At 40.8% G+C, this 11085-nt stretch carries 10 protein-coding genes; 6 read left to right on the top strand and 4 right to left on the bottom strand.

Annotated elements, in window-relative coordinates:
- Positions 1–68: 68 nt before the first annotated feature.
- Positions 69–1406, top strand: a complete 1338-nt coding sequence (tyrS, locus tag M23134_RS02355; protein ID WP_232296763.1) for a tyrosine--tRNA ligase — start codon at positions 69–71, stop codon at positions 1404–1406.
- A 220-nt stretch (positions 1407–1626) separates the two neighbouring features.
- Here tyrS and M23134_RS02350 read toward each other — a convergent pair whose 3' ends face one another.
- A complete protein-coding gene (locus M23134_RS02350) occupies positions 1627–2358 on the bottom strand; it encodes a hypothetical protein (RefSeq protein WP_002693544.1) in 732 nt (243 codons plus the stop codon).
- 314 nt (positions 2359–2672) lie between these two features.
- A complete protein-coding gene (locus M23134_RS02345) occupies positions 2673–3863 on the bottom strand; it encodes an ARPP-1 family domain-containing protein (RefSeq protein ID WP_002693540.1) in 1191 nt (396 codons plus the stop codon).
- 438 nt (positions 3864–4301) lie between these two features.
- On the opposite strand from M23134_RS02345, the gene M23134_RS02340 reads away from it, so the two are divergent.
- Together M23134_RS02340 and M23134_RS02335 are read left to right on the top strand one after the other, a co-directional pair.
- Positions 4302–4664 (top strand): tellurite resistance TerB family protein, encoded by a 363-nt coding sequence (locus M23134_RS02340; RefSeq protein WP_002693538.1) that lies wholly within the window; start codon positions 4302–4304, stop codon positions 4662–4664.
- Positions 4665–4782: 118 nt separating this feature from the next.
- On the top strand, positions 4783–5172 hold the full coding sequence (locus M23134_RS02335; RefSeq protein WP_002693536.1) for a tellurite resistance TerB family protein: 390 nt from the start codon (positions 4783–4785) through the stop codon (positions 5170–5172).
- Between the two features lie 53 nt (positions 5173–5225).
- Here M23134_RS02335 and M23134_RS02330 read toward each other — a convergent pair whose 3' ends face one another.
- A complete protein-coding gene (locus tag M23134_RS02330; protein WP_002693534.1) occupies positions 5226–6191 on the bottom strand; it encodes a hypothetical protein in 966 nt (321 codons plus the stop codon).
- Between the two features lie 310 nt (positions 6192–6501).
- Entirely contained in the window at positions 6502–8145 is a 1644-nt protein-coding gene (ggt, locus tag M23134_RS02325) for a gamma-glutamyltransferase (RefSeq protein WP_002693530.1), read from the bottom strand.
- Between the two features lie 581 nt (positions 8146–8726).
- Between ggt and M23134_RS02320 the strand changes: the two genes are divergently transcribed.
- The 3 genes from M23134_RS02320 to M23134_RS02310 all read left to right on the top strand — a co-directional run bounded on the left by M23134_RS02320 (position 8727) and on the right by M23134_RS02310 (position 11068).
- Positions 8727–9632 carry an alpha/beta fold hydrolase gene (locus tag M23134_RS02320; protein WP_002693528.1) on the top strand — a complete coding sequence of 302 codons (906 nt, stop codon included), beginning with the start codon at positions 8727–8729 and terminating at the stop codon, positions 9630–9632.
- 178 nt (positions 9633–9810) lie between these two features.
- Positions 9811–10014 (top strand): hypothetical protein, encoded by a 204-nt coding sequence (locus M23134_RS02315; RefSeq protein WP_045112838.1) that lies wholly within the window; start codon positions 9811–9813, stop codon positions 10012–10014.
- A gap of 4 nt (positions 10015–10018) precedes the next feature.
- Positions 10019–11068 (top strand): sensor histidine kinase, encoded by a 1050-nt coding sequence (locus M23134_RS02310; RefSeq protein WP_002693524.1) that lies wholly within the window; start codon positions 10019–10021, stop codon positions 11066–11068.
- Positions 11069–11085: the final 17 nt, after the last annotated feature.

The raw sequence follows: 11085 nt of genomic DNA, 5'->3' as shown, positions 1-11085 counted from the left end.
GCTGATAGAAATTCAATAGTGAATAATGGGTATGCAGTAGTAAAACCCCACCAATGCATGCCTGCCAAATGAAAAGATTGACAAAGATGAAGAAGAATTTTATTGAAGAATTGCGCTGGCGAGGAATGTTGCACGACGCAATGCCTGGTACCGAAGAACAACTCAATAAAGAAATGACGGTGGGTTATATTGGTTTTGACCCCACCGCAGACTCTATTCATATAGGCAACCTTGCCACCCTTATGATGCTTAAGCATTTGCAAATGGCAGGACATAAACCTGTGGCTTTGGTAGGCGGCGCTACCGGAATGGTGGGTGACCCTTCGGGCAAATCTGCCGAAAGAAATTTGTTGGATGTAAAAACTTTGCGTCATAATGAAGCGGCTATAGGAAAACAACTTGCCAAGTTTTTGGATTTTGACTGTGGCGAAAACTCTGCCGAGTTGCTCAACAACTATGACTGGTTTGGGCAAATGAATTTTTTAGAGTTTTTGAGAGACGTAGGCAAGCATTTGACCATTAACTATATGACAGCTAAAGATTCGGTAAAAAAACGCCTCGAAAGTGGTCTGTCTTTTACTGAGTTTAGCTACCAATTGCTACAGGGATACGATTTTTTCTGGCTCAACAAAAACAAAAACTGTAAAATACAAATGGGTGGCTCCGATCAATGGGGCAACATTACTACAGGTACTGAGCTTATCCGCCGTATGGGTGGGGGCAATGCTTTTGCGGTTACTTGTCCATTGATCACTAAAACCGATGGCAGCAAGTTTGGTAAGTCGGTAGGAGGCAATGTATGGCTTGACCCCAAACGTACCTCTCCCTATAAATTTTACCAGTTTTGGCTCAATGTAGACGATAGCGAAACTTCTAAACTGTTGCGGGTGTTTACTTTGCTCGATCAGGAAACTATAGAAAAACACGAAGCAGACTACGCCAACGACCCAAGAATGCTCAAGCGTATTCTTGCCGAAGAGGTCACCCGTATGGTACATTCACAGGAAGAACTAGACCGGGCTCAAAAAGCCTCAGGTTTATTGTTTGGAAAATCTACTTTAGAGGATTTTGAAACTACCGACGAAGCTACCTTGTTGGATGTGTTTGAGGGCATTCCTAAAAAGAACTATACCAAAGCCGAGTTTGATGCTTTTGACAGTACTGTAGACCTCATTGCCAGTGCCATGACCGAAGACGAAGCCAAGCCGGTGTCTAAAAGCGAAGTACGCCGCTTGATCAAAAACAACGGAATCAAGATCAACCAAAAAGCTGTAACCAAAGACCAGGGCGAAAGCAAACCTGAGTTTGGCTTGTTGAAGGATAAATTTTTATTAATAAAAAAGGGTAAAAAATACTTTTTGGTAACAGTAGGCGTAGTACAACGTGCCGCCGAAGTAGAAGTATAACTTTACTTGGTCATATATGTAACTGAACCGTACAGTATTGAACTGTACGGTTTTTTTGTGCTACTACTCAAAAATATCACCTAATTTTAGAAATCTCGTTTAAAAAACAAACTCTTGCAAAATATATAATACAATCCCTGCTACTGCTGCAATAATATACCAAATACTTTTATTTTGTAGTTTTTCCTGCTCTACCTGACGTACTTCAGTGGCTTTTCGATTATTTCGCTTTAGTATCTGATAAAAATACTTGTATTGTTGGCAAAACACCTTCTACCTCTTGTCCTAAACTTACAATCTCTAACGCCATGCTAGTATCGTAAAATTGTTGGCAAACACTATGCGCCAAAATACCCAACTGCTCTGCAATAGAGCTTTTTTCTTCCTCAGGCAACTCGTTGATCTCTTTTACTACGATCAGTTTTTTGATTTTTTCAAATATGGCATAGCCAGGAGCATTTTTAAATTTCATTCGCCGAATAGCTTCATTAATTTGCTTGGCTACATTGCCTACTATAGGTATGTCCAACATTTGTAGGTTGTCCATGGCTTGCATGCGTTGATACAACTGAAGCAAATCCTTTACTTCAAAGACCAGTGCCTCTGTGTTCTCTGTTGGGTCTTGTGTCCAACCCAGTGGCGGTTCCCAACCTCGTTTCAATGTTTCTGTCAATACTATTTTTGTTTCAGCATTATATACTTCTACGTACAACGTTACTACCATCTGAACCCCACTTACCATACTACTCACTGTTGAAAAGTTCCACCAATTTTTACAAGTAAAAGGAGCCTTTATTTCTTCTATCTGATTGGGTGTTGCTTGTTGAACATCATAAGGGGTAACTTTCTCCACCCTAAGTACTCCTGTTTGTTCCTCAGGAATATACACCAAGCTTACCTCATTTACAACACTTCTACTGTCATCATCATAGTGATATAGTACTTGTTCCATAATGCTAATATTAGTTGATAAAAAGTATAAAAAAACAGGGCTAACGCATCAAAATCTGAATAAAAACATAATAGACTTCTTGCGAAAGTGTTTTTTATCTTGTTTTTGTATTGAACAAAAACGGTTTTTAGGGACTTTCGCAAGAGGTCTAATTTAATAAAATATAATTTAGTCTGTAAAAAGAGGTGAAAGATTATTTATTGAAAACTTTCTTCTGAAGAAGCTGATTTTTCCAAATAACTTGATGCGTTTGCTCTGATAAAAAAAAGCCTGACTAGCGTTCTAGTCAGGCTTAAATTACAAAAAAATCAACCTCAGTATTTTGACACGTGCAACTTCTTTCGATTGTGCTTAAACACTTTGCCTTTTTTCTTTAATTCTGTTTCGTTTTTTAGCTCCTTGTCCAACAAATCGCTCATGTATTTTTCTACCTTGGCTTCGGCTATTTGTACCGGAGCTCCGTCGGTCACTGCTTCGTTGATATAAGAACCCAATAGGTTTTGATATTGTGATTGAAACAAGTGAGGGGAAGCAAACATGTCGCAACCTACTACCCGATCACCCGTGGCTACTATTACTCCTATTACGTTGCTTTTACCTTTAAATTTATTTTTAAAAAAATGCGTGTATGCCAGGTACTCTTTCTTAAACTTGGCATTCTTTTTTTGTTCGGTATAAGCACTCGTCCCACTTTTTACGGCATTTTTCGCGTTCGATCGTTCCACCTCTTTCCACACCTTTTGCTGTTTTTGTTCGGTGTCTACTACCTTGCGCAAAGCAATGCTCGACACTCCATAATAGCCATCAAAATTATCTTTGTTTTTAGACTTTTTATAAGACCAACGTCCTTTTTCTACACAAAACACCGACAGGTTTATCTTGCCGCTGTTGGGAGGAATGACCATATCTTGAGCAATCACTCGATCTTGCTTGCCCCCTTGCACTATTTCGCCTGCCATAATATACAAAGTATCTTGTGATTTGTTTTCTATATAGAGGTTGTTTACTGAAGCCGAACTTCCTCCTCTACGATTTTGTATGTTTTGGGGTAGGTAAACATTGCGCCTTTGTACCTGATGCTGACGATGCTGGCGACGCGCTTGCCTTACTTGTGCTGTGTCAACCCGATGCAACCGCCTTACTCGCGTAGAAACAGTATTACTTGACCTCTGAGTAGTCGTATCAACAGACCCTCGTACATTGTTGGTGTTGGGGTTTGTGGTCACATTGCTAGGAGCACTTTGTTCGGTAATGACTACTTTCTTGGTTTTTAGGGCAACCTTGAGTGGCGTATACTTTCCTATGTTTTTGCTGTCCTTCAAAAATGTTTTACTTGCCCTGATTGGGTATAAGCGTAGGTTTTTGTAGGTGAAATTCTTTTTATTGCCTGCAGTAGTGCCCTTATCATAAGAGATTTTCACGTGTTGGCGGTTAAACTGCTGGGCTTGCAGGCTACCACAAAACCCTGCCAACAAAAGCAGTGACAGTATATGAATAATTTTCATGCTTGTTTTGATTATAAAGGTTCTTATTAAAAATGTATTTTTAATAAGACAAAGCAAATCGTTGAAAGAAGTAGGTTTTCACCAAAAAAACACAAAATTACCCACCTATTTGTACCCAAACCTCCTCAGTATTTTACCTGCTAATCAAGTATTTAATCAATAACAAAACCTGTCGTAAAAGTAGTTCGTAAGAAAAGTAATAACTTCTTTGGCAAAACTTACCTAAAACACAACTTTCTGAGAGTAATTTAGACACATCACTCTTCTCTACTTTTAATAATGAGCTACAAGTTGTTCAAAAAACAGAGCTGGGTGCATACTCTTAACCAACCTGATCAAAGCTTACATTTCTATCGATAAAATAGTTAAACTTTTGTTGATTAAACACAAACTATTTGCTTAACTAAATTTTAATAACCTAAAATTGTTGGAAGTAAAATGGATAAACAAACAGCCCTTCACTATTTTCAGAATCTGTATCTGATAGCAGTTGCTGATGGTAAACTTGCCGATGAAGAAAAAAAGATTTTGGTAAAGTTTTCGCAAAAAATGGGGATTAATGCACGGGAAGCCTCAGAGATCATGCTCGATATCCGATACCGGGACTTTGTGGTGCCCCAGAGCAAAGATGAACAAATGGCTCACTTCAAAGACATTGTAAGTATGATGATGTCGGATGGTAATATTCACAACCAAGAATATGAACTTTGTAAACGGTACGCCGAAAAAATAGGTAAAAGTGAAATCACTCTGAATAGGCTCATTGATAGTATAAAAGCTGAAAGGGATAGATTAAAATAATTTACTTTTAGACATCAGCAATTTTCGAATTGGCGAGTTTTTTTCGACTTTTGTACACTTTATTCGAAAAAGTGCAAAATCCAGGAAAGAAATTCATTGCCATAAAACATTTAAATCAATGACACTAGATAAAGAAAGAGCTAAAAAGTATTTCCAAAACCTTTTTTTGGTTGCCATTGCTGATGGAAAACTAGCCACCGAAGAAAGGGAGTTACTGGTAGGAGTAGCTATACGCATGGGGCTAAGTATTAGAGACTCCGCTACTATTATGCGTAATATCACACAGGATGAGTTTCATATTCCAGATACCGAAGAACAACAAATGTTGCACTTGTCAGACATTGTAAAAGTAATGATGATTGACAAAGAAATACACGAGAAAGAGTATGAGCTTTGTTTGGGGTACGCTATTAAGATAGGACAAAGCGAAGCAATGTTGCAGGAAATTATTGAAGACTCAAAGAATCAAAACTGGTACAAGTTCAAAAATCCTTATCCCAACCATTGAGTTGAAGATAAAAAAAGCGAGGCTTCCACCCCGCTTTTTTTATGCCCTACATTTTACCACCTTAGTTGAGGGCAGCTTAGCCCTGTATCTATAATATAGGTAAAGTGAAATCCGGTGACAATATAAATATCTTTCCCTTTTTTACCTCTGGCGTCACCCACTCCCAAATTATTGAGGTTTTCGTAAGCATTGCCATCAAACCCAGTATAAGTGGTAGAGCCGTATTGCTCACGCAATTGCCCTACATTTCTTGGGGTACGGTTAATGGCACCTATTGCCTCAAACGACCGATTGGCAAAACTTTTGGCTAAGTCGCTGTTCAAATCACTGGGGTCTACAAAATTGCCTCCTACATCATCTAAATAGTCGGTCAGAGACAAACGCACACTGGCTTCAATGGCAAAGTCCCAGCGGCGGTTTAGCTTCCAGCGTAAACCAATACCCAATGGAACTACTACTTGCACCTTGCTATAGGGGGTATCGTAGTCTGGCCTGCCTTGTCCTTCGGTACCCAACGCCTGCAAATCGGTCCAGCGGGCGGCGCTGGTTGCTTCGGCATGTCCTTTGGGGCTATGATGTACTATACCTATACCACCCAACACATAAGGCGTAAAGTCTCTGCGACGAAAAAAACGTCCAGGGCTTCCGGCAATATCATAGGTACCTACCAAAGTGATTTCCTTTAAATCATTGCGAAAATTAAGGTTACGGGCATACTTGAAACTGTTTTCTTCTGCTTTGATATCGTTGCCCATAATACGTCCCACCCCTATGCTTAGGCGGGCGTGTACCCTTTCGCCCAATTTACGGGTGGCGTGCAAAAAAACACCTGGACGGGTAAGCGACAAATCAGAATAAACATCTCCTTTAAAGTTCATTGCATTGAGCTGTATACCAAAGCTCATATAACCTTCGGTTTCGCCAAAAGGACGACGCTGGGCAACGGTGTTTTGTAGGCTTGCCCAACTCAGCAATAACAGGCAGGCAAAAAAAGTAACATGTTTATAACAGTAGTCCATCACTGTTGTACGAGTATCAACACCTGGTATTATACTAAAATTCAACAGGTTGAAAACCTTCTTCCTGGTGCTTTTATTTGACAAAGCACACACGCTGTGCTGTTGTGCTGAGCTACACGAAGTTAAAAGCGATGGAGTGTTGTTATAATGGATCATTTTGTTACTAAGTAAATGTTTTTGTGAAGTGACAAATATCGAGGTGTTGTGCCACTTCAATATAATTAAGATATGTTGTGTACTTACTCAAGCCAGCAAGCTCAAAAGATAACGAACATATCAATGATTTGTTGCTGGCTTTGCTCATAATACGCTAGTAGCCCAAAGCTGTATCATCGCCACGTCGATCGGCGCCTCCTTCCAGTTTACCTTGGGGCAATACCAAAATACCTTCTACCCTACCTATAGGTGACCTGGGACGAATCATATAGCCCAGTTTACGCAAGATTTGCCTGGTTTTTTGGCTCAGAGCCTTATTCTCTACAAACACTTCGTCGGGCAACCATTGGTGGTGAAACCGTGGAGCATTGACTGCCTCTTGCATAGTCATGTTATGTTCCAACACATTGAGTATGGTTTGAAAAACCGAAGTAGTAATGGTAGAACCTCCCGGAGTGCCTACAACCATTTTCAATTTACCATTTTTTTCTATAATGGTAGGTGTCATAGAGCTTAGCATACGCTTGCCGGGTGCTATCGAGTTGGCTTCGTTGCCTACCAACCCGTAAATATTGGGTACGCCAGGTTTGACACTGAAATCGTCCATTTCGTTGTTAAGCAAAAAACCTGCACCCGATACCATGACATAAGACCCATACCCACTGTTGAGCGTAGTAGTAATGCTAACTGCATTGCCTGCCTTGTCTACAATAGAAAAATGCGTGGTTTCTTCACTATGGCTCCCCCACTTGCCTTCTTTGGTCTTTGTAGAGCTTCCTGCTTTATCAAAGCTAAAGTCTTTCATGCGTTGCTTCAGGTAGGCGGAATCCAGCAGATTGTGTAGGGGCACTGGGTAAAAATCAGAATCGCCCAGGTACTTGGCACGGTCGGCATAGCTCCTGCGCTCGGCTTCTACCATGAGTTGTACAGTCTTGGGGGTTTGCCACCCCATTTTACTCAGGTCATAAGGTTCTACCATCTTGAGCATTTGCAACAACACAATGCCTCCGGCAGAGGGGGGACACATAGAAATGATGCGGTAACCTTTGTAAGTACCTGCCACCGGAATGCGCCATACTGCGCTATAATTTTGAAGGTCTTCTTTGGATATAATGCCCCCTCCGGCTTTCATTTCTTTAACAATCAAGTCGGCAGTTTTGCCAGCATAAAAACCATCTCGACCTTTGTCACGAATGCGCTCCAGGGTTTTTGCCAAGTCGGTATATATAGTTACATCGCCTTTTTTAAACGGGGTTTTGTCATTGCGCACCAGCGGATAAGGAGGTTGTGTGTTATGGTCAAAAAAAGCATTGCGGCTTTTGTTCAGGCGTTGGGCTTCTTTATCGGTAAGTACCACCCCACGGGCGGCTAAATCTATAGAGGGCTGTATAACCTCTTTGAAAGGCAACTTACCAAACCTTTGGTGCACTTTGAGCATGGCATCTACTGCTCCGGGTACTCCTGCTGCCAAATGCCCATAACGGCTCAAGTTCTTGATTACTTTGCCGCCTTTGTCGAGGTACATATCACGATGGGCTTTTGCGGGGGCTTTTTCGCGGTAGTCCAGGGCACCAATGGTGCCATCGGCATGGCGATACACCATAAATCCACCTCCCCCTATATTTCCGGCAGCCGGGTAACACACTGCTAGGGCAAACTGTACTGCTACAGCAGCATCATACGCGTTCCCTCCTTTTTTCAAAATCTCCAGACCTATCTTAGACGCGTCAGGGTGGGCAGTTACTACCATGCCATTTTTTCCAATTGGACCTCGCTGGGTTTGTGCTTGCACAAACATCACGTTTCCAACAAGTAAGACCAATAGCATTAACCAGGCTGAATAGTGTAAATTTTTCCTCATATTTTCAATCATTTGGAGACAAAGTGTCTAACTAATAGGTACAAGCTTCAAGAGACAAGTCGCAAATCCTTAGGTACACCCTGCTCTACTAGCAACCAACAAACGTATAAGTTGCTTATTTTTAAGTGTTTATAATTTTGCTAGAAAGTAACTCACCTAATTTATCGTTGACTATCAGTTACTCCTAATCAACAAGTCATTTTGGCTTAAATCTTTGTGGAGCATAGTAACATTAGTTAAAACGTAAAAACCAAAGTGTTCTATAAAACAAAACACCTGTTTAGACCAGCAGGTGAGTTTTGTAGTTTTATTAACCGCCAAAATTAGTAAATAAAAACTAAATTTTAGGTATTTCACGCCTGTCTGTCACGCAATAGTTCTCTGATACCTATTTCAGACAAAGCCACCTTGCCCTGGATTTACCGCTTATCAAGGTGGTGTACCGCTCGTCATGTTTTGCTTTTCTTGCGTAATCAATTGCCGTACTTTTGAGTAAATCATTCACAAATCAAATCACAATGAAAAAATTACCTGTTATTTTTATTAGCCTGATCACCTCGCTTATTTTGGGCATTACGGCAGTTGTTGCCACCCCAGACAATGGTACCAAAGCATTTAAAGTAACTGTAACCGGCACCAATAAATCGGGCAATATATTGTTTATTCCTGGCTTGGGTTGCCCCGGAGAGGTATGGAACGAAACTGTAGCGGTATTTAAAAAAGAGTATGCTTGCCATGTGTTTACTTTGGCTGGTTTTGCCGGACAACCCGCTCTTAAGACCAACGCAATGTTGCCCGTGGTCAAGGATCAAATCATTACTTATATAGACAAAAAGCAATTGAAAAATGTCACCCTTATTGGGCATAGCCTGGGAGGATTTATGTCGTTTTGGATTGCTGCCGAACGCCCCAACTTAATTCAAAAACTGGTCTCAGTAGATGGCTTGCCTTTTTTAGGTGGCATGCAAAATCCTGCTGCTACCTCCCAAAGTATGCAACCCATTGCACAACAGATGAAAGAACAAATGCTCAAGCCTGTTTCTAAAGAAGTGGCTAAAAAAAATCAACTCCGGACGGTTCAGGCAATGATTAGCTCGGAGGCACGCATCAAGCAAGTGCTTCAGTGGAACTTAAAATCTGACCCTAAAGCTATAGCTCAGGCAATGTATGAGCTGTATACTATAGACTTGCGTCAACAAGTAGCCAACATTAAGGCACCCACATTGGTCATGGGGGTTTGGTGGGGCAAAGAATACGGTGCACCACTGGAAGCAGTGAAAAAAAATTATACCCGGCAGATTGCCCGCATTCCTCAACACCAGTTTTTGATGCACAAAAGTGCCAAGCACTTTATTATGTATGACGACAAAACCTGGATGATACAAAAACTCAGGGCTTTTCTGAAGGGGGCAGGCTTTAAGTGATCTTTCATAAAAAATTTGAGCCATTAAAGTGTATCTATTGCCCTCCTTCTTCTCAAAAAAAAGTTTCATAGCTTTGGCTATACATCGTTTTTTTTGAATCGTCTGAGAACAATATATTTTCTTGAATTGGCACAGCTTATTTTTTCCAGATCAATAAAACTTATAATCATTATTCATTATGAAATCAAAAACACCATTCATCATTATCGGAGCCATTGGCTTGACTGTTAGTATGGCTATTCACTTACTATTGTCTACTCCTTTTTGGGACTTCTTTAGTTTTTATACTCCTTGGTTCACATTTTTAATCATTGGCTTGGCACAAAAAAAACAAGCCCGGAATCTCAATAAGAATCAGTATATTGCTGCCCAAAAAAGCTAACTCTATGGCAAGCACACATCGCCAGGCAAACAAGTATTATTGGTACTGCCAAGGCATTGGTTGGGGCGTGTATACATTGACTGGTTTTGGATTTGCGAGTCTTTACGGAAGTCCAAAACTACATTCTATGATATTCAATATTGCTATATCATTGATGGGGTTGGTGCTTACTCACGCCTACCGTAGCTTTATCAAACGCCAGGGGTGGCTCAAACTAAACATGGGACAGATAATATTGCGGGTATTACCTGCTTGTGTGGTCATTGGTATGGTTTGGTTTGTAGCCAATACTTCTATCTGGAGGCTCCTTGCTTTTATCAATACCAAGCCTGTAGCATTTACGCTCCCCTTGGCACTTTCTATCATTTTCAATGTGGTGGTAGTCACCTTTATGTGGTCTTTGTTATACTTTGGCTGGCATTTTTTCAAAAACTACAAACAAGCCGAAATAGATCAATGGAAGATGGCATCTATGGCACAAGAAGCCCAACTAATGGCACTAAAGGCTCAAATTAACCCGCACTTTATGTTCAATGCCTTAAACAATATTAGGGCGCTCATTTTAGAAGATCCAACTAAAGCCCGCGAAATGCTCACTTCTTTGTCAGAGCTGATGCGTTATTCTTTGCGCTACAGCAACGCCCGGCAAGTATCGTTGGCAGACGAGCTAACGGTGGTTGATAGTTATCTGCAACTGGCTTCTATTCAGTTTGAAGACAGGCTACAGTTTGAAAACCAGATCAACCCAGCTATTATGGATGTGCAAGTGCCCCCTATGCTCGTGCAAACTCTGGTAGAAAACGGCATCAAACATGGCATTGCTCAATTGCCACAAGGAGGTAAAATATTGCTGAAAGGCACTAAAGATAATGGAACAGTGACCCTGGAAGTAGAAAATACGGGGTCGCTTGCGCTAAAAAACACGAAGGAAAGCACAGGTACAGGTTTACAAAATGTCCGCGAACGCTTGCAGATGTTGTATGGAACCGAAGCTCAAATAAAGCTCAGTGAAAAACAAGGCAAAGTAAATGCTATGGTCTTGATTCCGGGCTAAATTTCTCCAAGAAAAAC

The sequence above is a fragment of the Microscilla marina ATCC 23134 genome (genome assembly GCF_000169175.1).
Taxonomy (GTDB): domain Bacteria; phylum Bacteroidota; class Bacteroidia; order Cytophagales; family Microscillaceae; genus Microscilla; species Microscilla marina.
The sequence above is the reverse complement of the archived record's forward strand: the minus strand, read 5'-3'. Positions and strand labels throughout refer to the sequence as shown.

What these genes read in the sequence shown, in the direction of transcription:
- tyrS (WP_232296763.1), top strand. Translation starts at nt 69, where the DNA reads ATGAAAAGATTGACAAAGATGAAGAAGAATTTTATTGAAGAATTGCGC.
- M23134_RS02350 (WP_002693544.1), bottom strand. Translation starts at nt 2,358, where the DNA reads ATGGAACAAGTACTATATCACTATGATGATGACAGTAGAAGTGTTGTA.
- M23134_RS02345 (WP_002693540.1), bottom strand. Translation starts at nt 3,863, where the DNA reads ATGAAAATTATTCATATACTGTCACTGCTTTTGTTGGCAGGGTTTTGT.
- M23134_RS02340 (WP_002693538.1), top strand. Translation starts at nt 4,302, where the DNA reads ATGGATAAACAAACAGCCCTTCACTATTTTCAGAATCTGTATCTGATA.
- M23134_RS02335 (WP_002693536.1), top strand. Translation starts at nt 4,783, where the DNA reads ATGACACTAGATAAAGAAAGAGCTAAAAAGTATTTCCAAAACCTTTTT.
- M23134_RS02330 (WP_002693534.1), bottom strand. Translation starts at nt 6,191, where the DNA reads ATGGACTACTGTTATAAACATGTTACTTTTTTTGCCTGCCTGTTATTG.
- ggt (WP_002693530.1), bottom strand. Translation starts at nt 8,145, where the DNA reads ATGTTTGTGCAAGCACAAACCCAGCGAGGTCCAATTGGAAAAAATGGC.
- M23134_RS02320 (WP_002693528.1), top strand. Translation starts at nt 8,727, where the DNA reads ATGAAAAAATTACCTGTTATTTTTATTAGCCTGATCACCTCGCTTATT.
- M23134_RS02315 (WP_045112838.1), top strand. Translation starts at nt 9,811, where the DNA reads ATGAAATCAAAAACACCATTCATCATTATCGGAGCCATTGGCTTGACT.
- M23134_RS02310 (WP_002693524.1), top strand. Translation starts at nt 10,019, where the DNA reads ATGGCAAGCACACATCGCCAGGCAAACAAGTATTATTGGTACTGCCAA.